Origin of the sequence: Dyella telluris (genome assembly GCF_014297575.1) — a bacterium.
GTDB lineage: Bacteria > Pseudomonadota > Gammaproteobacteria > Xanthomonadales > Rhodanobacteraceae > Dyella > Dyella telluris.
In genome coordinates this window covers 2,464,401-2,490,136 of the sequence record NZ_CP060412.1, presented here as the reverse complement: position 1 = coordinate 2,490,136, position 25,736 = coordinate 2,464,401, and the positions used below count along the sequence as shown (strand labels likewise).

Sequence of the window (25,736 nt, the reverse complement as noted above, 5' to 3'; positions counted from 1 at the left end):
CGCGGGTCACCCGATGACCCTAAGATGACCTCTTCATCCGGGGAGCTCATCATGACCAAGCGCGTTGCCTTCGCCATCGCCGCAGCCCTGGCGCTGCCTGCCGCCATTGCTGCGGAACCAGCCCAGACCGCCCAGAACGTCACCGTGCTGCAGTGCGCGCGCATGGTCGATACCGCGGCAGGGAAGATGCTCGGCCAGACCACGCTGATCATCGAAGGCAAGCGCATCAAGGAGATCAAGTCCGGCGCGATCGATCCCAAGCCCTACCAGGATGCCGCCACCGCCGCCGGCGCCGCCTTTGCCTTCTACACCGTGGCCGACGGCACCTGCCTGCCCGGCCTGATCGACTCGCACACCCACCTCACCGGCGAAACCAGCCCCACCGGCTACACCGACCAGTTCCGCTGGAACATCGCCGACTACGCCATCCGCTCCACCGTGTATGCCAAGCGCACCCTGATGGCCGGCTTCACCACCGTGCGCAACGTGGGCGACACGGCCAATGAATCCATCGCCCTGCGCAATGCCATCAACGCCGGCATCGTGCCCGGACCGCGCATCTACACCGCCGGCAAGGCCATCGGCACCACCGGAGGCCACGCCGATCCCACCGACGGCTATCGCCAGGATCTGGCCGGCGACCCGGGCCCGAAGGACGGCATCATCAACAGCGTCGAGGATGCCTACAAAGCCATCCGCCAGCATTACAAGGACGGCGTCGACGTGATCAAGATCATGCCGTCGGGTGGCGTGCTCGATGAAAGCAGCAGCGCGGACAACGCGCAGATGACCATCGAAGAGATCAAGGCCATCACCAGCACTGCGCACGACTACGGCTTCACCGTGGCCGCGCATGCGCATGGCGCCGAAGCCATTCGTCGCGCCGTGCTGGGCGGCGTGGATTCGATCGAGCACGGCACCTTCATGAACGACGAGGACATGAAGCTGATGAAGGAACACGGCACCTGGTACGTGCCGACCATCATTGCCGGCAAGTACGTGCAGGAAATGGCCGCCAAGCCCGGCTATTACCCGCCGCAGGTCGCCGCCAAGGCGCTGCAGGTGGGCCCGATCATCCAGGCCACCGCCGGCAAGGCCTACAAGGCCGGCGTGAAGATCGCCTTCGGCACCGATGCCGCCGTGTATCCGCACGGCCAGAACGCGAAGGAGTTCCAGTACATGGTGCAGGCCGGCATGCCGCCGATGTTCGTGCTGCAGGCGGCGACGACGCATGCGGCGGAGTTGCTGCACAAGCAGAACGAGCTGGGGCAGATTGCCGTGGGTCGCGTGGCGGACGTGGTGGCGGTGCCGGGCAATCCGCTGGATGACATCACGGTGATGCAGAAGATGGATTTCGTGATGAAGGATGGGGTGATTTACAAGGAAGGCGGGAAGCCGGTGATGTAACGCGGCTTTTGGCTTTTGGCTTTTGGCTTTTGGCTTTTGGCTTTTGGCTTTTGGCTTTTGGCTTTTGGCTTTTGGCTTTTGGCTTTTGGCTCCCTCTCCCCTGCGGGGAGAGGGCTGGGGTGAGGGGTGACCTTGCCTCACCGTATCGAGCTCGTCATCCCGGCGCAGGCCGGGATTCAGAGCCTCGGTGGTCGATTACTGCTCCACCGCTTCACTCTTTTGACCGTCATTCCAGCGAGAGCTGGGGTCCAGTGCCTTTGCTCTCGGCCTTCGGTAGTCACGCAGGCGCCAGGTTGCCGCTTACGCCGCGGAGGCGTTTCGACCTCCTGCCGGAGGCCGAGTCACTTTTCTTTTGCTGGCCCAAAAGAAAAGTAACCCAAAGAAAATGGCCTTAAAGGCTGGCAGCATGCCGGTGGGATAAGCCCGAACGGCTGAGGAACGTTGTTGCTTGGCAACCTTCGCCTCTACACAGCGGGTACTGCAATGCGCTTCGCAACGCGCCGAAGCGGAGAGGACTTAACGCGGAGCATCGTGCCGCTGCGCGGCACATCCTTCCTTGCCCTTAGGGAGTTCACGTTGAACATCCCCTGTCGCTCGTCCTCTCCCGTTCGGGAGAGGACTGGGGTGAGCACTGAGGCGAGAAAGGAACGGGCTTCACACGGTGCAAGCCCCCCTTGTAGGAGCGCACCTTGTGCGCGACCGCAGCGCCCTGTCGATACCGCTCCGTCAGGTGGTCGCGCACAGGGTGCGCTCCTACAGACAAGCTAAGCCGGCGCTCAACAGGCCGTCGCCCTGCGTCGCGATGTGCAGCGCAGCTGCACGAGCCTTCGGCTCTGGCTCTGGCTTTTGACCTACCCGACCCCTTGAGCGGCGGTGAGGGGCGGACGATCAGGCCCGCAGGGGGATCGGCAAGGATGCCGATCCCTTTTCGACAGGACAGGGAGGTCCTGTCGAAAAGCCCGGCCGACCCTCACGGACCGGCCGGCTCCACCGGCCGGCGCCGCGATGGGGGTGCCTTTTCTTTTGGTTACTTTTCTTTGGGCAAGCAAAGAAAAGTGACCCGACCTCCGGCAGGAGGTCGGAACGCCCGCTGCGTAAGCGGCCCGGTCGCGGTAGCGCTAGAACCCGAAGGCCCAAGGCAAAGTCACTGGACCCCTGCCTACGCAGGGGTGACGGCTAAAGTAGCAAGTCGTCCGGCGAGCATCTGCACGTACCTTCCACCCTCTCCCCCAAGGGAACCCCCAGGCCCACCAGGCCCAACAAGAAGCCCACCCCCCAATCCGCTACCATTACCCCATGAGCGACCAGCCCCAATCCCCCAACACCACCCATTTCGGCTTCCGCGACGTCCCCGTCGGCGACAAGCAGAAGCTTGTCGCCGAGGTGTTCACCTCTGTCGCGCGCAGCTACGACCTGATGAACGACCTGATGTCGTTCGGCGTCCATCGCCTGTGGAAGCGCCATTTCGTGGCGATCAGCGGCGTGCGCAAGGGTGACCGCGTGCTCGACCTGGCTGGCGGCACGGGCGACATCGCCGCGCTGCTCAAGCCGGTGGTGGGTGAGTCGGGTGAGATCATCGTGGGCGACATCAACGCTGCCATGCTCGGCGTGGGCCGCGATCGCCTCACCGACCGTGGCCTGGTGTCCGGCCTGCGCTGGACGCAGATGAATGCCGAATGCCTGCCGTTCCCGGACAACAGCTTCGATGCGGTGACCATGGCTTTCGGCCTGCGCAACGTCACCGACAAGGACAAGGCGCTGGCGGACATCTGCCGCGTACTCAAGCCGGGCGGCCGCGCGCTGGTGCTGGAGTTCTCGCGCGTGCAGAGCGACCTGTTCAGCAAGCTCTACGACTTCCACTCGTTCAAGGTGCTGCCCAAGCTCGGCCAGCTGTTCGCCGGCGACGCCGACAGCTACCAGTACCTCGCCGAATCGATCCGCAAGCACCCGGATCAGCAGACGCTCAAGGGCATGATGGAACGTGCCGGTTTCGGTCGCGTCGACGTGCGCAACCTCACCAACGGCATCGTGGCCATCCATCGCGCTTACAAGTTCTGAAAGAAGCCGCGGATGCGAGGGGCATCCGCGCGATACGACGCACGGCCACCGCATCAGGGAGAGATACGATGAGCTCCAACGCCTCGCAACTGGAACGCCTGACGTTCTTCTCGGACGCGGTGTTCGCCATCGCCATCACGCTGCTGATCATCGAAGTGCACGTGCCGCACCTGGAAACGCGCGATGACGGTGCTTACCTGCAGGCACTGCAAGCCCTGCAGCCGAGCTTCATGGGTTTCGCCCTGAGCTTCCTGGTGATCGGCGCGCTGTGGGTGGCGCACCATCGCGTGTTCGGCATGCTGGTCGATTACAGCGCCAGCGTGATGTGGCCGAACATGCTGCTGCTGATGACCGTGGCCTTCATGCCGTTCGCCACCGCGTTGATGAGCTCCAACCCGATGGCGCGCGTGCCCGAGCTGGTCTATGCCGGCACCCTGCTGGCCGCCGGCCTGCTGCAATGGCGCGTGTTCGCGGTCGCGCTCCGGCCGCCCTTCGTCAGAGCGGACCTCGCGCCGGACCACGTGGCAGCCACGCGCTGGCGTGCACTGGGCCTGCCTGCCGCAGCGGCGTTGTCGCTGCTGGCCGCCTGGTTCGCGCCGGGCTGGAACAACCTGCTGCTGCTCACCATCCCGCTGTTCGTGCGCCTGTTCTACGCGCTGGGCCTTCGCCGCACGCAGCGTCTACAGCCCGTGCTGGCCGAGTCATAAGCGATTTCTTGCGGTGCGGCGCCCGTCATCGGCGGGTGGCATAGTGGTGTTCCTGCTTTGCTGATACCTGCCCCATGCCGTATCGCTACCGTCCGTTGGCCATGTTCTCCGCCCTGCTCGGCTGGTTCGGGCTGGCGTTGCAGTTGTGGTTTTCCGTCCGCCTGGCGCTGGATGAAGGCCACTCCGCGTTTCATGGCGTGTGGATCTACCTGGGCTACTACACCATTCTGACCAACCTCCTGATCGCGGCCGTGCTTACCGCGGCGGCGTTGGACACGCCCACCGCGGTGTCGCGTTTCCTGCTGCGACCGGGCGTGCAGACGGCGGCGGCGATGAGCATCGTGATCGTCAGCGCGGTGTACAACCTGATGTTGCGCCAGTTGTGGACGCCGACCGGCTGGGTGCTGGTGGCAGATGTGATCGTGCACGACCTGATGCCACCGCTGTACGTCCTTTACTGGTGGCTGGCCGTGCCGAAGGCATCGCTGCGCTGGCCGCAGGTGATCGCCTGGCAGAGTTATCCGGCCGGATACTTCACCTACGTGCTGCTGCGTGGCGCGGTGAACGGCTGGTATCCGTATCCGTTCCTCGACGTGAAGGCGCTGGGCTATCTGCAAGTAGTGCTCGATGCGCTCGGCGTGCTGGTGGCCTTCATCGTGGTGGCACTGCTGCTGGTCGCGCTCGGCCGGTGGCAGGCGCGACGGCAGGGTGATGCGGTGCCCGAAGCGGCCTGATCAGGCGAGGCGGAAGTCCTCGGTGACTTCGCCGAAGTGATGGGTTTCCGCTTCGTGTGCGTGGTCGCGCCACGGTTCCGCCAGTGCGGCGGTGTACCACTCGCGCATCGCCGGCAGCGCCAGCATGCGTTGCACGTAGGCGGCCGCGGCGCCCTGCATCGGCAGGCCATAGGTCTGGATGCGGAACACCACCGGCGCGTAGAACGCATCGACGGCGCTGAATGCGTCGCCGGCAAGGAACGGCCCACCGAAGCGCGACAATCCTTCGTTCCATAGTTCGTTGATGCGGGCGATGTCGGCCTGCAACGCTGGACCGATCGCGTGCAAGCGCACGCGCAAGCCGCAGCTCATGCCACATTCGTTGCGAAGCGTGCCGAAGCCCGAGTGCATCTCGGCGGCGGCGCTGCGCGCCCAGGCACGCGCGATACGATCGGATGGCCAAACGCCTGGATGCGCTTCGGCGAGATACTCGGCAATCGCCAGCGAATCCCACACCACCGTGTCACCATCGCGCAGGCAAGGCACGCGGCCGCTCGGCGAGAACTGGCGGAACGCATCCCAGTTGGAGCCTTCGCCGAAAATCATCAGCTGCTCGTCGAACGGCAAGCCAAGGTGCTTCATCAGCACCCACGGACGCAGCGACCAGGACGAGTAGTTCTTGTTGGCGATGTAAAGCGTGGTCACGGACGGGCTCCCGGTGGTACGTCAGGTGTCGAGGATCAGCAGCGTACCGTGGCTGCCCGCTTCCACGCTGTGCGGCGTGCCGGCAGGAATGATGCACAGCTCACCCGCGCCCACCGTCACGGTGTCGCCGTGGATGCGCAACAGCATCACGCCATCGAGCACGAGCAAGCCTTCGTCATCGTCGTGGATCTCTTCCGGATACGCCGTGTCGTCCATGCGCACCAGCTTCAGCCGCGTGCCGCCGAACTGCGCGAGCACACGGGAAGACCAGGCTTGCGGCAAGGCCGCGGCGGCGTCGACCAGGTGGACCGGCGTCATGTGCTCAGCTCTGCTTGGCCGGCGTGGCCACTACGGGAGCCGGCGCGGCGGGGCGTCGACGCGCATTGGCCAGTACCACGCCGCCCACGGTGATCACACCGCCCACCAGGGTCAGCAGGGTCGGACGTTCACCCAGCCATACCCAGCCGATCAGCACGGCAATCGGTGGCGAAAAGTAGATGAAGCTGCTCACCTGCGAGGCCGAGGCGCGATGCAAGGCAGCGTTCCATGCGATGTAGCCGATGAAGGTGGGCGCCACGCCCAGCCACACCAGCGCGGCGATATGCGATGAAGGCGCATGCATCAGCGCCTGCGGCAGGCCCAGCCCAAACGGCAGCGCGCCCAGCATGCCGGCAAAGAACGTGAAGCCGGTGACGCCCAGCATGCTGTTGCGGGCGAACAGCGGCTTCTGGCCCACGAAGAAGATCGCCGACGCCAGCACGCTGACCAGCACCAGCGCGGCCATGGGTTCCACCTTCACGTCCTTGCCGCTGGTGAGCACCACCACCACCACGCCGATCAGGGCCACGCCCAGGCCGAGCAGGGTGCGCGGGGAGAGGCGCTCGCGCAGCCAGATGGCCGACAGTGCCGCCGTCGTCGCCGGCACCAGTGAGATCAGGATGGCCGCGGTGCCGCTGGCTACGCGGGTTTCCGCCGTATTGAGGCACAAGTGGTACACGGTGAGGCCGATGATGCCGAGCAGCGTCAGCAGTGGCCAGTCGCGACGCGCCGGCAGCGGCACGCGCTTGAACAGCAGGAGCACGGCAAAGCACAGTGAGCCGATGCCAAGGCGGGCCAGTGCCACCTCGCCCGGCGTGAACGAGGCCAGTGCATAGGCAATCGCGGCATAGGCCGACGACCAGGTGAGCAGGGCAATGCCGATGTAAGCGAGGGCACGCCCGTCGAGGCGTTCCGGGGTATGCATGGGACTATTTTTCCGGGTGGGGAACGTTGCGAATCGTAATTTCCGCCGCGGTGCGCTTGAATGATGAATCAGCGTAGGATGAGGTTGTTTCGCCAACGAACGAAATGTCCATGAACGCAGTTACCTTTGAATCGAAACCGATCTGGGATGCTACGGATTGGCAGCTGCTGGAGGCCCTGCAGCAGGACGCCCGCCTGGGCTACGCCGAGCTGGGGCGCAAGGTGAAGCTCTCCGCCCCGGCCGTGGCCGAGCGCGTGAAACGGCTGGAGGAAGCCGGTGTGATCGCCGGTTACCGCGCCGTGGTGAACCCGCGCCGGCTGGGCTACGAGATCGACGCCATGATCCGCCTGCGCTGCGACGGCGGCATCTGCGCCCGCGTCGGCTCGCTGGTGGCGGACATTCCCGAAGTGCTCGACTGCCGCCGGCTGGCCGGCGAGGACTCGGCCCTGTTGCGCGTAGTGGCCATGTCCATCCCACACCTGGAAACCGTGCTGGACCGGCTGCTGAAGATCCACGCCAGCATCAGCACCACCACGCTGGTGGTGCTGCAGACTCCGCATGAAAACCGACCCCTGACCCGCGCCATGTGGAATACGGCGCGCTCCTTGCTGGACGACTAGCGGTTCCCTGCCAAGGCACCCACCCATGACGGCTCGGCGGCATCCAGACAGCGAAGGCCCCAGCGGCACACATCTTGCTCGAACGCTGGGAACCGCCAGCCACGAGCCAGCCGCCGCCACGCATCCGATGGAACCTGTTCTGCTCAACAAGATCATGGATCTGCTGTGGGATGCCATCTGCGTGGTCGACACGGAGGGGCGTTATGTCTTCGTCAGCGCCTCCTATGAACGCATCTTCGGCTACAGGCCCGAGGAGGTCCTCGGCCGTCGGATGATCGAGCTGGTGCACCCGGACGACCGCGAGGCCACGCTGGAAGTGGCCGCCGCCATCATGGCCGGCAACCCCCAGCCGCATTTCCAGAACCGCTACATCCGCAAGGACGGCACCACCGTCCACATCATGTGGTCGGCGCGCTGGTCCGATTCAGACCGGGTGCGCATCGCGGTGGCACGCGACATCACCGCGCTCAAGCGGGCCGAATCCATGACGACGGCCCTGCACGCGATCTCCGAGGCGGCGCACACCGCGGACAACCTTCCGGCGCTCTACGAAGACATCCACCGCATCATCGGCAGCCTGCTCCCGGCCATCAATTTCTTCGTGGCGCTATACGACCCGCTGCACGCCGAACTGACGTTTCCGTACTTCGTCGACGAGCGCGACGACGTTCCGCCTGCCCAGAGCCTGGATGCCGGCACGCTGACGGGTCAGGTGATCCGCACCGGACAAGCCCTGCTGGTGACACCGGCCAAACCTTCCGATCCGGCCTTGCCCATCGTCGGCACGGATGCGCAGCACTGGCTGGGTGTGCCGCTGTGTTCGCAGGGCACCACGGTGGGTGCACTGGTGGTGCAGAGTTATTCGGACGCCACGCGTTACACGGAAGCCGACAAGGAACTGCTGCAGTTCGTCTCTACCCAGGTGGCCGCTGCCATCGAACGCAAACAGGCGGAAGCGCGCCTGCATCACATTGCACGACACGATCCGCTCACCGACCTGGCCAACCGCGACCTGTTCCACCAGCAGTTCGAGGCAGCACTGGAGAACGTGACGCACTTCGGCGGCAACCTTGCGCTGCTCTACATCGACCTGGACAAATTCAAGCAGGTGAATGACCGCTTCGGCCACCACACCGGCGATCTGCTGTTGTGCGAAGTGGCCCAGCGCATCCGCGGCCATCTGCGCGAGGGCGACGTGGTGGGACGCATGGGTGGCGATGAGTTCGTGGTGCTGTTGTGCCGCCTGCAGTCGATGGCCGACAGCATCAGCGTGGCGGAGAAGCTGCGCGCCGCCATCAACGCGCCCTGCCAGCTCGCCGATCGCAGCCTGCACACCTCGGCCAGCATCGGCGTGGCAACGTATCCATTGCACGGACTTTCGTCGCGCGAACTCATGCGGGCAGCGGACGACGCGATGTACTGCGTGAAGGCCAGCGGCGGCAACCGTGTGCGCATCGCCGGCGCAAGCGTAGAACTACCCGCGCCCAGGACGGATCTGGACCGCTCGCGCTGAACTAGGGCTTTTTCGCTGACACGATGGCGTTAAGGCGCGCCAGCGCCGCATCGCCCTCTTCGCGCGCCGCCTTCACCCGCGCGGGCATGCCGAGCCGGTCCACGGTGGCAGCCTCGCTCTCGGCGATCAGCGTGTTCTGCTTCAGTCGCGCATCCACGTACGCCAGCATGGCCTGCTGCAGGGCGAACTGCTTGTCATCGGCGGGCAGGTGCTCGTTCGCCAGTTCGTCGTGGAGTCGCTGCCAGCGCGGCACGACGTCCGTGCGCACGGCCTGCACCCAGTCCGCTTCGCTGATCCGACCGGCGCGGACCTTTTCCACCAGATCGTTGGAAGCAGCCACCGCGGCCGACTCCTGCGGGCTGAAGCCAAGCAAGGTCTGCTGGAACTGCTGGCGCGCCAGCACATCCGGCGAGGGACGCCACAGCGGCTTTGACGAGACGCCCAGCACCAGCGCAGCCGCCAACATGGCCACGACCCACTGCCCGATGCCGGATCGCGCACGCGCCTCTGCCGTCAGCGGCCGCGCCAGCAGCAGGCCCATGCCAAAACCCGCCACCAGGCCGCCCACGTGTGCCGCATTGTCGATGCCCGCATGCGCCATGCCGTAGAACAACGAGTAGGCGATGAAGCCGATCGTGCTGTTGCGGTGCTCCACCATCACTTCCTGGGGCACGCGGTTGCGCGCATTGATCACGAACGCCAGCAGCCCGCCGAACACGCCGAAGATCGCCCCCGAGGCACCGGCGCCGTTCACCACCGGGTTCCACAACAGGCTGGCGATGCTGCCGCTGATGCCGGCAAACACGTAGAGCAACGTGTAGCGCGCGCTGCCGAACAAGCGCTCGGCCATGCGACCGCTTTGGTACAGCGCCCACATGTTGAGCGCGATATGGATGATGCCGAAGTGGATGTAGTTGGCAGTGAGCAGGCGCCACCACTGGCCGCCCATGGTGAGCGGGCCGTAGTTCGATCCCCAGCGGATGGCCACGTCGCCATCCGGATTGAACAGGCCGGCACCACCGATGCACATGGCGACGAACACGATGATGTTGATCGCCACGATCACCAGGGTCACCGGTGCATGCGGGCTCAACGCATCCAGTCGTCGATGGAAATCGGCCAGTTCCGCCTGGCTGGCGACAAAGGCCTCGGTCTTCACCGAAGGAAGCAAGGCTTCCAGCGCGCGCGCCTGCGCTTCGCTGGATACGGCAAACCGGGCGTAGCGCTTGCCGGCACCCGGCTCCTGCAGGTCAAAGCGGATGACGTTGCCGGCCCGTTGCACGTTGACGATGGCCGCCAGCGGCAGCGTATGCGTCTGTTCCTTGCTGAGCAGGGCACGCTGGCGACCGGTCAGCTCCACCTGTTGGCCGTCAACGCTGATGCGCCCCTTGCCGGCGAACTTGAATGAATCGGCAGGTACGGTCGTCATGCCCGTCTTCTGGCCGTAAGTCACCTCGAAGCTTGCCGGGCGCGCCGACGCAACCGCGTCGGGACCGATCCCGGGCATCATCTGCCCGTCCTGCGTTTCCGCGGCGTCGTGCTGCATGACATTCCCCTGATGTGGTCGCCCTCCGGCGACCCGCCGGAGCATGCCAGCGGGAGACCGTGGCGCTCAACTGTCCGTACGTAGTAGCAGAGAACGGATTCCCGATTCCTCGCCGCGTCGACAGTCCCCTGTCGACGCGGCGCATGACCTCAGGGCGACGCCTGGTCGGCCGGCAGCAACGTCACTGCGCCCACGCCCCAGATCGGCCCGCTGATCGGCGAAGTGAACGCCAGGCACAGGTTGTGCGTGCCCGCCTGCTTGGCCACCGCACCCTGCAGGGTGAACGTGGCCGGCTGATCGGTGGGCAGCGGCATCGAGGCGATCTCCTTGCCCCTGCAGCTGTCCAACCGCACGACGAGTTCGCCCTGCGGCGCCGTCGACTTGTAGGCCACCACCAGCTTGGCATCGTGCGCCAGCGCGTAGTTGCGCGGCAGCGTGGCGGTCTCCACGCGGATGCCGGCAATGCCGTCCAGCCTGGCCGCGCGAACCATGCGGCAGTTGTCGAACACGTTGATCAGGTAGGTCGGCGCCATGCTGGTGGCATCGGGCGTGGGCTGCACGCGCAGGCGGAAGTCGCTGCCCGGGCAGTTCTCCAGCTCACCGGTGCTGCGCGTGCGCAGCGATGGCAGGTCGAGCACGCGCGTGCGCGCGGCCGCCAGGGCCGTGCCGTCGTCCGCCAGCGCTACCGCCTTGATGGTGGTCGGCAAGTTCACCGCGAACGGCCGCACGTACAGCGGCGACGAAGCACCCGGCTCGCTGCCGTCGGTGGTGTAGTGCACGTTGCCGAACTTCGCCTGGTTGGCCAGTGTCACGCTGGCATGGCCGCTGGTGATGGCGGCGTTGCGGTCCACGTCCACGCTTACCGCGAACGCGCTGTCGGCATAGGCGATGTCCTGCGTGCGATAGCGGGCGAGCTGCGAGGGCATGCGCGCGAGGAACTGGCGCCAGTCGCGCTGCTTCACCGGCGTCCACGCCGATTCGGACAAGGCATCCAGGCGCGGGAACGCCGCATGCTCGATGTGGCGGAAGGTGGGCATGTGCTCGGTGAACAGAGTCGCCTGCAGGCCCAGCACGTGCTTCGCCTGCGCGGCATTCAGTTCCTTGGGTACTGCTTCGAACCTGTAGTAGCTCTCCAGCGACATCGACGGCAGCCGGCCGGTGGTTTCATCCGGGCGATCACTCTGCATCGAATCCATGTACAGCTGCGGCGCAGGCGCAAGCACCACGTCGTGGCCCTGCTTCGCTGCATCGATGGCACCCTGCGTACCGCGCCACGACATCACCGTGGCACTGGGCGGCACGCCGCCTTCGAGGATCTCGTCCCAACCGACCAGCCGGCGACCGTGCGCCATCAGGTATTTGCCCATCTGCTCGATGAACCAGCTTTGCATGGCATCTTCGCTCTTGATGCCGAGCGCCTTCATGCGTGCCTGCACCGTGGGCGAAGCCTTCCACTGATCCTTCACCGCTTCGTCGCCGCCCACGTGGATATAGGTCGACGGGAACAGCGCCATCACCTCGTCCAGCACGTTGTGCAGGAACTCGATGGTGTGGTCATCCACGTTGTACAGGTAGGGATTCACGCCCCAGTCGGGCGATACCGGCGGGCGCGTGCCGGTGACGCCCAGCTCGGGATACGAAGCCACCGCCGCCTGCGCGTGGCCCGGCATGTCCAGCTCGGGCACCACGGTGATGTGGCGCGCGGCGGCATAGGCGACGATGGCGCGGATGTCGTCCTGCGTATAGAAGCCACCGTAAGGCTTGGCTTCGCCCTGCTTGCCCACGGTGGGCGGCGTACGCCATGCACCGATGCGGGTGAGCTCGGGGTAGCGCTTGATCTCGATGCGCCAGCCCTGGTCGTCGGTGAGATGCCAGTGCAGCACGTTGAGCTTGTGCTGTGCCATCTGATCGATGACGGTGCGCACTTCGTCGGTGCTCCAGAAGTGCCGGCACGAATCGAGCATCAGGCCGCGCCAGGTGAAACGCGGTTCGTCGCGGATATGCACCGGTTCAACACGCACGTCGCCGGAACCCTGTGCCGGCGTCAGCAGCTGCCACGCCGTCATCGCGCCATAGAACAGGCCTGCACCATCACGGGCGGTCACGCGGATGCCCTGCGGGGTGACGTCCAGCACATAGCCTTCCGCGTTGGCCACCGGCGCCTGCGGATCGCGCTTGAGCACGATGGCGCCGCTCTCCGGCACGCCGGTGCGCACCTGCAGTGCGAGGTGTCGCGTATGCGCGGCGAGCGAGGCGAGGTAATCCGCGGCACCGCGTGCGTCGGCATCGCCGCCATCGACCACGATGGGCGTCTGCGCGGTCACCGTGAAACCTTCGCCGGACTCGCTCAGCTGCGCCGGCATCGGAATCAGGCTGGGCGTCGCGCCATGGGCGACAGCGGTGAGCCCGCACAAGGCAAGGGCCAGCACATAACGTGTTTTCTTCATCGTGGTTCTCACAGTGCAGCGTCAGTCGTGGGGAAGGCTGATGGCGAACAGGTACCACGCATCATGCGGCAACCATTGTTCGGTCCAGCGCCAATCGTCGTCCTTGCCTGTCTGGGCATAGCCCAGATCAAAGGCGATGCCTTCGTCATCGTCCAGGCCGGACGTGATGCCGTTGATGATCGCTCCCGGCGCATTGGTGTACGCGTAGGAGTCGAAGAACATGTACGGCGCGTTGTGATGGCCGCTGCCCATCAGCATGCTGCTGTCGTAGGGGTTGCGGCCCAGTATCCAGTGCAGTTGGTTCCATGCGTAGACCTGCAGCTGCTGCTGGAAGGCGGTGTCGCCGTTGTAGAGCGGCGCAGCCAGTCGCGCAGCCGCCGCCAGCGAGGCAAGACGCGCATTCTCGCCCTGCCACCAGGGTGCGGCTTCCGTATCGTGCGGGAAGAAGAATGCCGTGCGCACGCGGCCATCGCCGCCACGCACCAGCTGGCGCGCATAGCCAAACGGATTGTTGACCTCGGCGGTTACCGCCAGCTCGGCCTGCAACGAGCGCTTCACGGTTTCGCGCACCCTGGCCTGCTGGGTGGCGTCGGCGATGCTGGCGTATTCCGCCAGCGCCACCACCGGCAGGCCGGCGTCCGCCGGATGGAAGAATGGACGAGTGCCGTCGTCGGCACGCCAGTAGTCGCGATGGCCGCCATGGCTGACCAGGCGCCCCATCAGGCGACGGGCGCGCGCATCGGCGGCCTTGCGCCAGGCATCGTCGTGCGTGGCGCGGTACAGCTCCACCGCAGCCAGCAACGCACAGTAGTCGTCGACGATGTTTTCCTTGCTGTCGTTGATCAGCTCGCGGTTGTGCGCGTCCAGAAAACGGTACGCCTCTTCGGCTGCCCTGAGGTAATCCTTCGTGCCGAAGTCACCTTCCACACCCGTGCTGGCAGCCAGCGCCAGCGCAGCGATGGCCATGCCGCCACCACCGCGGAAGCTGGCTTCGTAGGCATGCGGACCACGCGCGGGCTGGTCGACCTTCTCGGTGTGATCGCCCGGCTTCAGCTTGATCTGTGTGCGCCAGTTCGGGTCGCCGATACGGCGATCCTGCGGCAGCTTGCCGGGACCGGGCGCGTCGATGGACTGGTAGAAGGACCCGTCCGGTCGTTTGTCGCGCACGAGGAAATCCGCACCGAACAGGCCTTCGTCGAGCAGGCGACGGTTGTACTCGCGGAAGTTCTTGTCGTTGCGCGCTTCCAGCTGTCGCCAGGTGCTCAGCAGGCTCCACGCGGCCAACGGCACCTGTTGGGGGTTGAAGTAACTGGTGAGATTCTGGTGCGACAGGTGGATGCCGTAGTCGCCGGTGGCGTCATACCAGCCACCATGGATATCGAGCGTACCCGGCGTGCCATCCGGATGCGCCAGGTGCGTGTCGGCCTTGTCCATCAGGCCGCTGGAACGCTGGCCCTTGAAGTAATAGATGACGTTGGACAGCGTGTGCCGTTCGAGCACGTTGTCCTGCACCTCGAACGTCCAGGAGCGCACGTCATGGCCGTCCATCGGCAGCTCGACGACATAGCGCCCGGGCGTGCGCACGCTGCTGAAATCCGCGACGGCGTATTCGCCATCCCAGTGCGCCACCTTGCCGGTGCCGGACAGCATGCCCTGCATGGCCACCTTGCCGGTGTCGGCATTCACTACACGAAAGGCGCGCGACGGCGAGGTCGCATCACCCGTCACGATCGCCTGCTTGACCGCGCCGGTGTCGTAACCGACCTGATCGACCAGCACCTTGGCTTCGGAGGCCAGCGTCGCCTGCGCGAAGAGCAACGGCAATGCGATGGCGAGACGGCGGCACCTTGTCGTGCCCGTGGCGCTGGCCGATGCCTGGAACGGAATGAGGAGCCTGGCTTTCACGAGTTCGAATCCTTGTTGCTGCGGGTGCCAGCCAACTGACGAATCCTTCATCACTGCGCGACGGTGCGCAAAGCGAAACGGGTTACCTCACAGGTGCGCGCGCGCTCCCTGCTTGAGAAGTTCCATCGTCTCGGCGGTAAGCGGACCCAGTACGCCGCGACGATGCTCGGGAATATGCGCCACGGCGTCCTCGTCACCGAAGACATAATGGTTGATCAGGTTCTGCCAGTTCACGCGCTCCGCGGCCGGCAAGCTGCGGAAGGCCATCAGGCAGTGGTACAGCGCAGCTCTTGCGTGACCGGGATTGGATCCTTCCACGTCGAGCGTCGGCCACCAGTAGTTCACCAGCGCATTGAGCTGCTCCAGTGACTCGACGTTGTGCCACCACAGCGGCGGCATGTAGATCGCGTCACCGGGATGCAGCTCGGCCACCTGCGCCGCCGCCAGCGCGGTCTTCAGGCGGGGGAAACGCGGGTCGTCCGGCCGGTCCAGGCGCGCGAGGCTGATCGCCGCGCCCGTGGGCGCGTAGTCCAGCGGGCCGATGTAGAGATTGGGCAGCTGCTCCGGCGGGAACAGCGTGAAACGCCGCACGCCGCAGACCACGCAAGCAATGTTGTGCTGCGAATCGAAATGCGTAGGCGTAGTGACCTTGTTGCCCATCCACAGGCGCGGCTCCACACCGGGCGCCAGCAGCGGCAACGCATGTTCCGCCAGGAACCCGGGAATGCAGTCACGGATCACGGCGCTCTGGATCACCAGACCCGGCGCGTCCGGTCGCCTGCTGTACTTCGCCAGGCGCTGCAGGCCCAGGGTGACCGGCACCTTGAAGTGCTGGTAACTGAAACCGTTCATGTCCGGCGTGTAGCCGATGATGCCCTCGGCCTCGGGCGCCACCATCAGCGTGCTGACGTCGGTGCCGTTGTCCCACTGGGCCATGCCTTGCGCAAAGGCGGTGTCGGACTCTTTCGCCCACTTCACCACGGGCCAGTCACGCACCAGGCCGCGGATGACCAGCGGGCGATGGCGACCCATGAGGTCTTCAAGGCGCAATGGCTGGCCGGGTACGGCCTGGTATTCCTCGATGGGCTGGGGTGCCGGTACGTCTTCGGCATGTTCGCTCATGACCCGTCCTCCGCGATGCATGGTCCATGCACCATAGCAACGCCATCGCACAAAAGGCGGCAAGTGATACAAAAACTGCGATGCCGGTGACCCGACATCGCAGTGGATGACATCTCAGCCGTTACCTGCCATTCGTTCCCATCGAACTGCCTGGGAAAAAAGGGACCTGGCAATCGTGCCAGGTCCCTGGCGGGAAGAAGCTTTAGAACTTGAAGTTCGCCGTCAGGTAGTACTGGCGACCGTTCGTGTAGAACGCTTCCGGCACCTTGCCGAAGTTCAGGCCGGCCTGGTGGCCATACACGTAGTAACGCAGCGTCGGGTTGTTGAGGTTCATCGCATCGAACGAGAAGCTGATGTGCTCGTTGAGGGTGTAGCCGATGGATGCCGACAGGTAGCCCGTGCCCGCCTGGTAGTACGGCAGCAGCGGCATGGTGTTGCCGAGCGTGCCTGCGGTGACCGGCATCATGCCGTCGTAGAACGACGAGCGGTACGTGTAGTTGAGGCGGGCGTTCCAGTGGTCATTCTCGAAGTAGGCCGATGCATTGACCGTGTTCTTCGAGGTGCCGTACAGCGGACGGGTACCGGCAGCCACGTTGTTGCCGTAGGTGCCGTCACCGTTGTACAGGTACGTGCCGCCCGAGGTGTGGCCGTTGGCGTACGTGTAGCTGAGCTGCGTGCCGAAGTGGTCGCCGATCGGCTGCACGTAGTTCAGTTCAACACCCTTCAGCGAGCCGTTGACGTTCACCGGCTGGCTGATCAGGTACTGGCTGTACACCGGCGTGTGCGACGGGTTGTTGACGCCGTAGGTCAGGTAGTTGTTGAGGTAGGTCTGGGTGACCGTGCCGTAGTCGTAATAGTTGTTGAGGTCCATCATGTAGATGCTGGCCGACAGCAGGCCACGCGGAGCGAAGTACCACTCCAGCGCTGCATCAAAGTTGGTGGACACCATCGGCTTCAGGTACGGGTTCGGACCCAGGCCGCCACCCAGTTCGCCTTCCTTCTGCGGATCGCTCAGCGACAGGAAGCCAGCCAGCTGGCCGTAGTCCTGACGGGTCATGGTCTGCGAGGCGGCGAAGCGGGCCAGCAGGTTGCCGTCTTCGGTGAGGTTGTACTTCAGGTTGAAGCTCGGCAGCAGCTTGCCGTAGTGGTGCTGGTAGTAGTTCCAGTACCAGCCGCCCGAACCGTCGGTGCCGCACGGGTACCACGGCGAATTACACATCTGGCCGCCGTGGGTGGTTTCCTGGATGGAGCCCGCGGTGTAACCGATGTCTTCGTTGGTGGCGACGTAGCGCAGGCCGGCGTTGCCGCTCCAGCGGTCACCGTTGAAGTTGGCCTGGAAGTAATACGCGCTGTTGTCTTCCTTCATCGAATAGATGTCATTCGGATAGAAGCGCGAGTTCGGGCCACTGCTGGCACGGTTCGCGTACAACGCGTTGAGTTCCTTGAGCTGGCTCGGCGACCAGTACCAGATGCCGCTGGGCATCTGGCCCACGCCAAGGTCGCTGCCGAAGCTGCTCGGGTAGTTGCCGGTCGAGGCAGGCCACAGCGGGGAGTTGGTGCCGAAGTCCACCGCCGACGCCCAGTTCGGACCCTGACCGACCGCAAACGGGCTGTCGTGGTTGTGGCGTGCGTAGCGTGCACCGAACTGCAGGCTGGACAGCGGTGCGGCGTCGTCGAAATCGTATTCGCCGTCGGCCTGGAACCAGCGCTCCTTGTCGACCACGTGGATGCCCTGGTCGCCGAAGATCCAGTCGAGGCCGACCGTGGCCGGGTTATAGGCGTTGTTGACGCCGGTCATGCCCCAGTTCGCGGGCGTGCCCAGGCCGTTCATCTTGTAGAAGGAGCCCTGGCCGTACCCCGTGTCCATCTCCATGATGTCCTGGGTCGGGGTGTTGCCGGTGCCCTTGGTCCAGCCGACCTGGAACTTGAAGTTCAGGTGGTCGGTGGCCTTCCAGTCGGCGTCCAGCGTGTAGTACTGGCTGGATTCGCTCTCGCCCGGACGGGAAATCATGTCGTAGATGCCCTGCGACACACCGGCCTGCGGTGCGAGGACGGCCGAGGTCATGACGTTGTCATTGATCGACGTGTTGGACAGCGTCGAACCCGGCAGGCGGTCACGCAGGCGCAGCATGTAGTTGCGGTTGTAGTCGCTGGCATCCATGTGCGAATAGAAGCCGTTGAAGTTCAGCGACAGGTTGTCGAGCGGCTTCCACTCCACGTCGACCAGGCCACCCTTGCGCTTGCGCGTCTGGGTGAACAGGGCGGCGCCCGGCAGGTTCGGATAGAACACGCCCGTGCTGCCATTGCCCTTGTCGGTCAGGCCCAGCTGCGTGGCAGCGGCCGAACCGGAGGGAATGTACGAATAGCCGAGCATTTCCTGGCCGTTGCGCTGCAGTTCGCGCTCTTCGTAGAAGGCCTGGGCCATCACGCCGAAGGTGTTGTCGTTGTTCTTCCAGTTCACCAGGCCACTGAACTGCGGCTTGGTGCTGCCCGGCAGGTCGGAGTACACGCCACCCACCTGGCCTTCCGCGGTGAACGGCTTGGCGAACTCGAGCGGCTTGCGGGTGAGGATGTCGATGGAGCCAGCGGCACCGCCTTCGAGCTGGTTGGCTTCGGAAGACTTGCGCACCACCACCTGGCTGACCACTTCGGCCGGCAGCATGGCGTAGCTGACGCTGCGCGAACCACCACCACCGGTGATGAACCAGTCGCCCGAGGCAATCGAATGACCGTTGACGGTGGTCAGGGTGAGCGAAGGAGCAGCGCCACGCAGGGCGGCACGGTCGGCTTCGTCGAAGCCACCTTCGGCGCCGGCGGCGTCGGAGATGTTCACGCCCGGGATCTGCGCGATGGTGTCGGCCACGTTCTTGGCCGGCAGCTTGCCGATGTCTTCGGCGGAGATCACTTCAACGTGCGATTCGGCGGCCTGCTTGGTGTCCAGCGACAGCTGCTGGCTGTTGCGGATACCGGTCACCGTGACGGTGCTCAGGTCCTTCACCTTGGACTTGTCGGCGGCCGTCTTGGCCTGGGTGCTGTCCTGGTCGCTGGAGGCCGAGCCCACCTGGGGGGCCTGGGCGTTGTCTGCGGCGAACACGGCGCCGGACAGACACAAGCCCGCGATGATGCTTGCTGCTAGCAGAGTCTTGCGGTGTGACATGGTTTCCTCCCCTCGAAGGCATTACGGCAGCGGAAGTTGTGGGTCGTCCGACTGCTTGCGTGGTGTCTGGGCTCGCGCCCGGTTCATTGCAACGGTGTGGTGCAAACTCGGTACTGCGTTCTCCCCTGGGTCTTACGTGCGCCCGTCCAGGTACAGGCCGGCTGCACCGATCACACCGTGCTGGCCGTGCTCCATCAGTCGTACGTGAACCTGCTGCAGAAAGGCGCGCATCACGCCTTTGTTGAAGAAACGCTGGCGGAAGCTGCTGGTCAGCAGCACGTCGCGGATCTGCGGAAGAATGCCGCCCGCCAGGAACACGCCCCCGCGTGCGCCGTACAGCAGGCACAGGTCGCCGACGAAGCTGCCCAGCAGGCCGCAGAAAACATCCAGCGCTTCCACCGCCGCGTCGTCGCTGCGCTCCAGTGCTGCCTGCGTCACCTGGGCCGGTTGCGTGAAGACCGGCGGCTGGTGGCGCAGCGCGCACAGGGCGCGGTAAAGGTTGAGCAGGCCCGGGCCCGAGAGGGCGTGTTCGAAGGACACGTAGGCACGGTCGCGTGCCAGGTAACGCAGGATCTCGATCTCGCGTTCGTTGCCCGGCGCCAGTGCGATCTGGCCCGCTTCGGTCGCCAGCACGGTGGCGTGCGGCTGGCCGGGCAGCAGCACGGCCGAACCCAGGCCGGTGCCCGGGCCCATCACCAGCACCGGACCGGCGACCGGCGGCGCTTCGCTTTCAATCACCGCGGTGGTGTCGGCGTGGCTGAGGAACTGGGTGGCGTAGGCCACCGCTTCGAAGTCGTTGACCACGGCCAGCTGTTCGATGCCAAGGCTGTCGCGGATGTCGCGGATGGACACGGGCCAGGGCAGGTTGTCGTTGACGATGGCATCGCCCAGCACATAGCCGGCGCTGGCCACGGCGCAGCGATCCACGTGCACCGAACGATCCAGCTGGCCCACGAAGTCCTGCAGCACCGCCGTCAGGCTCGGCCAGTCCGCGCACGCGTAGCGGTGGTACTGCAGCACCGTCACCGGGCGCGTGCCGTCCGGCTCGCGACTGACCAGTCCGATGCGTGCATGCGTGCCCCCGACGTCCGCAGCGAGAAACATGGCTTCTTGCGCCAAGAACTCGCGTGCGCTGTGGCTGACCCCTTCGACCACTGCGATCCCCTCGTCATGCTGATGTCACGTTCCTGTGAACGCGAACCGATGTCGCCGGAGTCTGGGTAAAGCCTGACAACGTTGTCAACAATCCAGAAGTCACATAGGAAAAAGGCCTATGCGGCAGGGCAGCAAGAGGCATCGGCACACCCGGAAAAGTCTCATCGAGACATTTCTACAATGCCTTGTTTTAAGGAGCTATTCGTGGGCACATAAGGCTCTGGACGGCCATTTCGCATTGCGCCACGACAACGAAGTCCCCGCTTGACCTTATGAGGTCATTCCATGTCTCCACGGGGGGAATTTCGGCCGCCACCTGGCCGCCTGGTGCATCGGGCATCCAATCGTCCCGGCGGCGCCGAGCGCGCAAGACCTCGCATCTCTGCGCGTCGCAAGTTCACGTTTCCTGCACTCACCGTGCCGTGAAGAAATCCTTTCGCCATCGCGAGTTACCACGATGGACGGAAGCGTGCCGCAGTGCGCATCGGCAAAGCCTGGCCGTTCTGCAACACTTTCCGGGTGACCCATCGCAACCCACGAATCACCCGCACGCTGAAGCTGCTGGCGCGCCGCATGACGCCCGCCCTCGTCACCCGCCCGCGCGGGAGCGCCGCATGACTGGCACGCCGACGGACCTGCTTCTTGAGCCACTTGCCGAAGACGCGTGGCTGCTGCGTTTCGGTAACAGCATCGACACGGCGGTGAACGCCCGGGTGCACGCCGCGGCGGCCCTGATCGGGTCGCAGCTTCCCGACGTCGAATGCGTGCCCGCCTACGCGAGCCTGCTGCTGCGCTTTGACCCCACTGCATGGCTGGACGACGACGCCACCACGGGCCATCGCCTGCGCGAAGCCATCGCTGCCGCCCTGAAGAGCACACCGGCCTCCACCATCATGCCTCGCGAAGTGATCCTGCCGGTGTGTTACGACGGCGCCGATTTGCACGAGGTGGCCGCGCTTGCACACCTGAGCGCGGACGAGGTGGTGGCCCGGCACACTGGCGCCAGTTACCGCGTCGCCATGCTGGGATTCGCGCCGGGCTTTCCTTATCTGCTGGGCCTTGATGCCGCACTGGCCACGCCACGTCGCAGCCAGCCGCGCATGAGCGTGCCTGCGGGCAGCGTCGCCATCGGCGGCCTGCAGACAGGCATCTACCCGCAGGCGCTTCCCGGCGGATGGCAGCTGATCGGCCGCACGCCGGCACGCCTGTTTGATCTCTCCGCCGCTTCGCCATCCCTGTTGCAACCCGGCGATCACGTACGTTTCCAGGCTATCGACGAGCGCGCCTATCAACGCCTCGCCAGCGGCAACGGCGTGGCGTCATGAGTATCGAGGTGATCAAGCCCGGCCTGCTCAGCAGCCTGCAGGATGCCGGGCGCCGTGGCTACGCCAGCCTCGGGCTGGGGCGCGCCGGCGTGATGGATGAGCCGGCCTGGCGCTTGGCCAATGCGCTGGTCGGCAACCATGCCGACGAAGCCGCGCTGGAAATCACCCTTGCCGGACCAACGCTGCAGTTCACCCGGGATGCCGTGATCGCGCTCACCGGCGGCATCATCGAAGCACGCGCGAATGGCCAGACGCTGCCGCCATGGACCCGCTGCTTCCTGCCGGCCGGCACACAGCTCCGCCTCGGCGGCATGCGGCATGGTTGCCGCAGTTATCTGGCCGTGCGCGGTGGTTTCGATGTCGAACCCGTGCTCGGCAGCCGCAGCACCGACCTGCATGCCCATGTCGGTCCGCTCGATGGCCGTGCACTGCAGGCCGGCGACACCATCGCCGTGGGCACGCGCGCACCCGACGATTGTTTTCGTGCCGGACACGGCGTGCAGGCGCTGCGCTGGGGCCTGGATCCGCAACCGTGGCTCGACTACGCCGGCGCGCCGTTCGGGCTGCTGCGCGGCCATCATTACGACGCTCTCGATGAGGCGTCGCAGCGCAGCCTGTTCGTGCAACGCTTCACGGTCAGCAAGGACAGCAACCGCACCGGCAGCCGCATGGATGGCCAGGCCCTGCAGCTGGCCCGCCCGCTCGAACTGGTCTCCGAAGCCACCCTGCCCGGCACCCTGCAGCTGCCGCCCTCGGGTCAGCCCATCCTGCTGCTGGCCGAAGCTCCGGTAACCGGTGGCTACCCGCGCATCGGCCAGCTCGCGACGGTGGACCTGCCACGTCTCGCGCAGCGCCGGCCGGGCGATACCGTATGCTTCCGGGAGATCACCATGGACGAGGCACTGCAACGTCTGCGCACGCGCAACGACACGCTGCGACACCTGCTTCAACGCATCGCCCAACGGCTGGAACCCGCATGAAAAACGCCTTCGCCAAGACCATCGACATCAACAGCGACCTGGGCGAATCGTTCGGCGCCTGGCGCATGGGCGACGATGCCGCGCTGCTCGCCATCGTCAGCTCGGCCAACATCGCCTGCGGCTTCCACGGCGGCGACCCGGACATCATGCGCGGCACCGTGGCCATGGCCATACAGCACGACGTCGCCATCGGCGCCCACGTTTCGTTACCCGACTTGCAGGGCTTCGGCCGTCGCGAAATGGCGGTGACGCCAAACGAGGCCTACGCGCTGACGCTCTACCAGATCGGCGCGCTGCACGGCTTTGTCCAAGCGGCGGGAACGCGCCTGCGCCACGTGAAGCCGCACGGTGCGCTGTACAACATGGCCGCGCGCGACGCCGCACTGGCTGCCGCCATTGCGCGGGCCGTGCACGATTTCGACCCGAGCCTGCGCCTGTTCGGACTGGCCAACTCGGCCTTGGTCGATGCGGGCGTGGCCGCCGGCATTCCGGTGGCCGCCGAGGCTTTCGCCGATCGGCGCTACCGCTCCGACGGTTCCCTGCAACCGCGCCGCGAACCCGACGCAGTGATCCAGGAAAGCGACGAAGCCATCGCCCAGGCAATGGCCATGGCACGTGAGGGCCAGGTGCGCGCCGTGGATGGCAGCGTGATCACGCTGCGGGCCGATACCTTGTGCGTGCACGGCGACGGTGCGCATGCGGTCGCCTTCGCGCGCCAGCTGCGCGTCGCGCTGGAGGCCGCCGATATTGGCATTGCCGCACCGCACGCCACGGAGACGCACGCATGAACTACTGGCCGCTGCTGGGCGTCGCGGTCATCGTCATCGGTTTCGCACTGCGCTTCAACGCCGTACCCGTGGTGGTCTGCGCCGCGCTGACCAGCGGCCTGCTGGCAGGCCTGCACGTGCCCGACCTGCTCGCGCTGCTGGGCAAGAGTTTTGTGTCGGCGCGCATGCTGCTGCTGTTCGTGCTCACCCTGCCCGCCATCGGCTTGCTCGAACACGCCGGCCTGCGTGAGCACGCGCAGCAATGGATGGGACGATTGCGCGGGATGACGCTGGCGCGCCTGCTGATTGGTTACCTGCTGGTGCGCGAACTGCTCGCCATGCTGGGCTTGACCGGCGTGGCCGGCGCGCCACAGACGGTGCGTCCGCTGCTCGCGCCGATGGGCGAAGCGGCCGCCGAAAAGATCCACCCCGGCCTGACTGACGCGGATCGTGACGAGGTGCGCGCCGTGGCTGCCGCCACCGACAACATCGGGCGCTTCTTCGGCGAAGACGTGTTCATTGCACTCGGTGCCGTGCTGCTGATCCAGGGTTTCTATGCACAGCACGGCATAGAGCTTACGCCGCTTTCCATCGCGCTGTGGGCCCTGCCCACGGCCATCGCGGCCTTCGTGATCCAATCGGTGCGCATATGGCTGTTCCAGCGACGACTCCAGCGTCGTGCGCAGGCGGAGCGCAACGCGTGAGCCTGCTGCGCATTGAATACGCCTACTGGCTGATCGCGGCGTTCCTGTTGTTCACCGCATGGCGCAATGCCCGCGAGCGCCAGGGTTATCGCGCGGCGTTCTGGGCACTGCTGGGCCTTCTCTTCGCCGGTGGCGACATGGTGCTGGCCGCACAGAAGGCAGGCAACGCGCTGCCATCGCAGCTTGCCGGGGTCGCCGTGATCGCACTGGCCCTGCTTGCGCCGCTGCTTCGCCGACGCGCGCATCCGGAAACGGCCAGCGCGTCGGCACGCATGGCGTCGGCCATCCGCCTGGGCCACACGCTGTTCGTGCCCGCCCTGCTGATTCCCCTGGTGACCCTGCTGGTCGCGCTGTTTGGCGAGCACCTGTCTGTCGGCGGCATCGCGCTGTTCGCCAAGCCGCAGATGACCTTGACCGGCCTGGCGCTTGCCTGCGTGGTGGCCTTGCTTGCCGCCTCCCGCGTGGCGCAGGCATCGTTGCCGCAGGGGCTGTCGGAAGGACGCCGGCTGCTCGATGCCATTGGCTGGGCCGCGCTCCTGCCGCTGCTGCTGGCCGCGCTGGGCGAAGTGTTCACGCAGAGCGGCGTCGGGGCTGCCATCGCCGCGCTGGCCAGCATGATCCTCCCCGAGGGCAACGCCTTCTTGTGCCTGCTGGTGTTCGCGCTGGGCATGGTGTTGTTCACGGTGATCATGGGCAATGCCTTCGCGGCCTTCCCGGTGATGATGGCGGGCATCGGCCTGCCCCTGCTGGTGCATCGCTACGGCGCCAACCCTGCCATCCTCGGTTCGATGGGCATGCTGTGCGGCTATTGCGGCACGTTGCTTACGCCGATGGCCGCCGACTACAACCTGGTGCCTGCCGCGCTATTGGAGCTTCGCAACCCCTATGGCGTGATCCGTGCGCAGGCATGGAGCGCCTTCGGCATTTTTGTCGCCACCTTCCTCTTCATGTGGCTGCTGGTGTTCCGCTGAACACGGGCATGGCTACGAGGCATGACGCATGAGCAAGCATCCGCGCATCCTGCTGACCGGCTTCACGCCGTTCGGCAACGAAGACATCAATCCCTCGTGGGAAGCCGTGCGCCAGCTGGACGGCAAGACCATCGGCGGCCACCGCGTGGTGTCCCGCCTGCTTCCCACGGTATTCGCCGACTCGCAGCGCGAACTGGCCCTGGCGGTGGATGAGGTGCAGCCGGCGATCCTGCTTGGCGTAGGCCAGGCCGGCGGACGCAGCCGACTGTCGATCGAACGCGTGGCGATCAACGTGCAGGACGCGCGCATCGCGGACAACGCGGGCGCGCAGCCGGTTGACGAGGCGATAGTCGCGGGTGGTCCCGCCGCCTACTTCAGCAACTTGCCCATCAAGGCCATGCTCAAGGCGCTGCTGGCGGAAGGCCTACCGGCTGAAGTGTCCAACACGGCCGGCACGTTCGTGTGCAACCACGTGGCCTACGTGATGCTGCATCTGGCCGCCGGCCATCGCGGCATGCGCGCGGGATTCATGCACATTCCCTACCTGCCGTCGCAGGCGGCACGCTTTCCACAGGCACCCAGCATGAGCGGCGCGGATGTGGTGCGCGGACTCACCCTGGCGCTCGAGGTGGCGGCCATCCGGCACGAGGACGAACGCCTCGGTGCAGGCACGCTGGACTGACAGAAAAAA

The 25,736-nt window shown here is 65.7% G+C and carries 22 protein-coding genes; 13 read left to right on the top strand and 9 right to left on the bottom strand.

Translation table 11 applies throughout. The features are described from left to right. The first annotated feature begins 51 nt into the window (after nt 1-51). The 4 genes from H8F01_RS11130 (at nt 52) to H8F01_RS11115 (ending at nt 4,906) form a co-directional block, all read left to right on the top strand. Nucleotides 52-1,407, top strand: coding sequence for a metal-dependent hydrolase family protein (locus H8F01_RS11130; RefSeq protein WP_187059077.1), 1,356 nt, complete (start codon nt 52-54; stop codon nt 1,405-1,407). 1,296 nt (nt 1,408-2,703) lie between these two features. Then, nucleotides 2,704-3,465, top strand: a complete 762-nt coding sequence (gene ubiE / locus H8F01_RS11125) for a bifunctional demethylmenaquinone methyltransferase/2-methoxy-6-polyprenyl-1,4-benzoquinol methylase UbiE (RefSeq protein ID WP_187059076.1) — start codon at nt 2,704-2,706, stop codon at nt 3,463-3,465. Between the two features lie 68 nt (nt 3,466-3,533). Then, nucleotides 3,534-4,172, top strand: a complete 639-nt coding sequence (locus tag H8F01_RS11120; protein WP_187059075.1) for a TMEM175 family protein — start codon at nt 3,534-3,536, stop codon at nt 4,170-4,172. Between the two features lie 74 nt (nt 4,173-4,246). Continuing rightward, entirely contained in the window at nt 4,247-4,906 is a 660-nt protein-coding gene (locus H8F01_RS11115; RefSeq protein WP_187059074.1) for a Pr6Pr family membrane protein, read from the top strand. Here H8F01_RS11115 and H8F01_RS11110 read toward each other — a convergent pair whose 3' ends face one another. From H8F01_RS11110 to H8F01_RS11100, 3 genes are read right to left on the bottom strand one after another with little or no spacing between them, the layout of a single operon-like run. Next, on the bottom strand, nt 4,907-5,590 hold the full coding sequence (locus H8F01_RS11110) for a glutathione S-transferase family protein (protein WP_187059073.1): 684 nt from the start codon (nt 5,588-5,590) through the stop codon (nt 4,907-4,909). 21 nt (nt 5,591-5,611) lie between these two features. Continuing rightward, a complete protein-coding gene (locus H8F01_RS11105) occupies nt 5,612-5,908 on the bottom strand; it encodes a cupin domain-containing protein (protein WP_187059072.1) in 297 nt (98 codons plus the stop codon). 4 nt (nt 5,909-5,912) lie between these two features. Next, on the bottom strand, nt 5,913-6,833 hold the full coding sequence (locus tag H8F01_RS11100; RefSeq protein WP_187059071.1) for a DMT family transporter: 921 nt from the start codon (nt 6,831-6,833) through the stop codon (nt 5,913-5,915). A 110-nt stretch (nt 6,834-6,943) separates the two neighbouring features. On the opposite strand from H8F01_RS11100, the gene H8F01_RS11095 reads away from it, so the two are divergent. Both H8F01_RS11095 and H8F01_RS11090 read left to right on the top strand, forming a co-directional pair. Beyond that, nucleotides 6,944-7,453 carry an Lrp/AsnC family transcriptional regulator gene (locus H8F01_RS11095; protein ID WP_187059070.1) on the top strand — a complete coding sequence of 170 codons (510 nt, stop codon included), beginning with the start codon at nt 6,944-6,946 and terminating at the stop codon, nt 7,451-7,453. 127 nt (nt 7,454-7,580) lie between these two features. Continuing rightward, complete coding sequence (locus tag H8F01_RS11090) at nt 7,581-8,966, top strand: sensor domain-containing protein (RefSeq protein WP_187059069.1); 1,386 nt, start codon at nt 7,581-7,583, stop codon at nt 8,964-8,966. A gap of 1 nt (nt 8,967) precedes the next feature. Here the strand turns inward: H8F01_RS11090 and H8F01_RS11085 are convergent, their stop codons facing one another. From H8F01_RS11085 to glk, 6 genes are all read right to left on the bottom strand, one after another. Further along, nucleotides 8,968-10,512: a rhomboid family intramembrane serine protease gene (locus H8F01_RS11085; protein ID WP_187059068.1), complete on the bottom strand. Its 1,545-nt coding sequence runs from the start codon at nt 10,510-10,512 to the stop codon at nt 8,968-8,970. A 149-nt stretch (nt 10,513-10,661) separates the two neighbouring features. Continuing rightward, entirely contained in the window at nt 10,662-12,959 is a 2,298-nt protein-coding gene (locus H8F01_RS11080) for a family 20 glycosylhydrolase (protein ID WP_187059067.1), read from the bottom strand. Between the two features lie 21 nt (nt 12,960-12,980). Further along, nucleotides 12,981-14,864 (bottom strand): glycoside hydrolase family 9 protein, encoded by a 1,884-nt coding sequence (locus H8F01_RS11075; protein WP_238481226.1) that lies wholly within the window; start codon nt 14,862-14,864, stop codon nt 12,981-12,983. Nucleotides 14,865-14,951: 87 nt separating this feature from the next. Further along, the gene (locus tag H8F01_RS11070) at nt 14,952-15,986 is read right to left on the bottom strand and encodes a cupin-like domain-containing protein (protein WP_187059065.1); all 1,035 of its coding nucleotides are present in this window, start codon (nt 15,984-15,986) and stop codon (nt 14,952-14,954) included. 202 nt (nt 15,987-16,188) lie between these two features. Further along, entirely contained in the window at nt 16,189-19,143 is a 2,955-nt protein-coding gene (locus tag H8F01_RS11065) for a TonB-dependent receptor (RefSeq protein WP_187059064.1), read from the bottom strand. A 132-nt stretch (nt 19,144-19,275) separates the two neighbouring features. Beyond that, nucleotides 19,276-20,247, bottom strand: a complete 972-nt coding sequence (gene glk, locus H8F01_RS11060; protein ID WP_238481225.1) for a glucokinase — start codon at nt 20,245-20,247, stop codon at nt 19,276-19,278. Between the two features lie 528 nt (nt 20,248-20,775). Here glk and H8F01_RS11055 point away from each other — a divergent pair. From H8F01_RS11055 to pcp, 7 genes are read left to right on the top strand one after another with little or no spacing between them, the layout of a single operon-like run. Then, nucleotides 20,776-20,916, top strand: coding sequence for a hypothetical protein (locus H8F01_RS11055; protein WP_187059062.1), 141 nt, complete (start codon nt 20,776-20,778; stop codon nt 20,914-20,916). Further along, nucleotides 20,913-21,623, top strand: a complete 711-nt coding sequence (pxpB, locus tag H8F01_RS11050; protein WP_187059061.1) for a 5-oxoprolinase subunit PxpB — start codon at nt 20,913-20,915, stop codon at nt 21,621-21,623. The genes H8F01_RS11055 and pxpB overlap by 4 nt, the downstream gene beginning before the upstream one ends. After that, nucleotides 21,620-22,603 (top strand): 5-oxoprolinase subunit C family protein, encoded by a 984-nt coding sequence (locus tag H8F01_RS11045; protein ID WP_187059060.1) that lies wholly within the window; start codon nt 21,620-21,622, stop codon nt 22,601-22,603. The genes pxpB and H8F01_RS11045 overlap by 4 nt, the downstream gene beginning before the upstream one ends. Continuing rightward, nucleotides 22,600-23,391 (top strand): LamB/YcsF family protein, encoded by a 792-nt coding sequence (locus tag H8F01_RS11040; protein ID WP_187059059.1) that lies wholly within the window; start codon nt 22,600-22,602, stop codon nt 23,389-23,391. The genes H8F01_RS11045 and H8F01_RS11040 overlap by 4 nt, the downstream gene beginning before the upstream one ends. Further along, on the top strand, nt 23,388-24,074 hold the full coding sequence (locus H8F01_RS11035; protein ID WP_187059058.1) for a DUF969 domain-containing protein: 687 nt from the start codon (nt 23,388-23,390) through the stop codon (nt 24,072-24,074). Before H8F01_RS11040 ends, H8F01_RS11035 begins: the two co-directional genes overlap by 4 nt. Further along, nucleotides 24,071-25,045, top strand: a complete 975-nt coding sequence (locus H8F01_RS11030) for a 5-oxoproline transporter, DUF979 family subunit (protein ID WP_238481224.1) — start codon at nt 24,071-24,073, stop codon at nt 25,043-25,045. Before H8F01_RS11035 ends, H8F01_RS11030 begins: the two co-directional genes overlap by 4 nt. 28 nt (nt 25,046-25,073) lie before the next feature. Next, nucleotides 25,074-25,727: a pyroglutamyl-peptidase I gene (gene pcp / locus H8F01_RS11025; protein ID WP_187059057.1), complete on the top strand. Its 654-nt coding sequence runs from the start codon at nt 25,074-25,076 to the stop codon at nt 25,725-25,727. The last annotated feature ends 9 nt before the right edge of the window (nt 25,728-25,736 follow it).

Excerpts from the sequence above, each read along its gene's own strand:
- H8F01_RS11130 (WP_187059077.1), top strand. The coding sequence starts at position 52 with ATGACCAAGCGCGTTGCCTTCGCCATCGCCGCAGCCCTGGCGCTGCCT.
- pcp (WP_187059057.1), top strand. The coding sequence starts at position 25,074 with ATGAGCAAGCATCCGCGCATCCTGCTGACCGGCTTCACGCCGTTCGGC.
- H8F01_RS11065 (WP_187059064.1), bottom strand. The coding sequence starts at position 19,143 with ATGTCACACCGCAAGACTCTGCTAGCAGCAAGCATCATCGCGGGCTTG.
- H8F01_RS11085 (WP_187059068.1), bottom strand. The coding sequence starts at position 10,512 with ATGCAGCACGACGCCGCGGAAACGCAGGACGGGCAGATGATGCCCGGG.
- H8F01_RS11035 (WP_187059058.1), top strand. The coding sequence starts at position 23,388 with ATGAACTACTGGCCGCTGCTGGGCGTCGCGGTCATCGTCATCGGTTTC.
- H8F01_RS11105 (WP_187059072.1), bottom strand. The coding sequence starts at position 5,908 with ATGACGCCGGTCCACCTGGTCGACGCCGCCGCGGCCTTGCCGCAAGCC.
- H8F01_RS11090 (WP_187059069.1), top strand. The coding sequence starts at position 7,581 with ATGGAACCTGTTCTGCTCAACAAGATCATGGATCTGCTGTGGGATGCC.
- pxpB (WP_187059061.1), top strand. The coding sequence starts at position 20,913 with ATGACTGGCACGCCGACGGACCTGCTTCTTGAGCCACTTGCCGAAGAC.
- H8F01_RS11080 (WP_187059067.1), bottom strand. The coding sequence starts at position 12,959 with ATGAAGAAAACACGTTATGTGCTGGCCCTTGCCTTGTGCGGGCTCACC.
- glk (WP_238481225.1), bottom strand. The coding sequence starts at position 20,247 with ATGTTTCTCGCTGCGGACGTCGGGGGCACGCATGCACGCATCGGACTG.
- H8F01_RS11120 (WP_187059075.1), top strand. The coding sequence starts at position 3,534 with ATGAGCTCCAACGCCTCGCAACTGGAACGCCTGACGTTCTTCTCGGAC.
- H8F01_RS11100 (WP_187059071.1), bottom strand. The coding sequence starts at position 6,833 with ATGCATACCCCGGAACGCCTCGACGGGCGTGCCCTCGCTTACATCGGC.
- H8F01_RS11115 (WP_187059074.1), top strand. The coding sequence starts at position 4,247 with ATGCCGTATCGCTACCGTCCGTTGGCCATGTTCTCCGCCCTGCTCGGC.
- H8F01_RS11045 (WP_187059060.1), top strand. The coding sequence starts at position 21,620 with ATGAGTATCGAGGTGATCAAGCCCGGCCTGCTCAGCAGCCTGCAGGAT.
- H8F01_RS11095 (WP_187059070.1), top strand. The coding sequence starts at position 6,944 with ATGAACGCAGTTACCTTTGAATCGAAACCGATCTGGGATGCTACGGAT.
- H8F01_RS11070 (WP_187059065.1), bottom strand. The coding sequence starts at position 15,986 with ATGAGCGAACATGCCGAAGACGTACCGGCACCCCAGCCCATCGAGGAA.
- H8F01_RS11040 (WP_187059059.1), top strand. The coding sequence starts at position 22,600 with ATGAAAAACGCCTTCGCCAAGACCATCGACATCAACAGCGACCTGGGC.
- ubiE (WP_187059076.1), top strand. The coding sequence starts at position 2,704 with ATGAGCGACCAGCCCCAATCCCCCAACACCACCCATTTCGGCTTCCGC.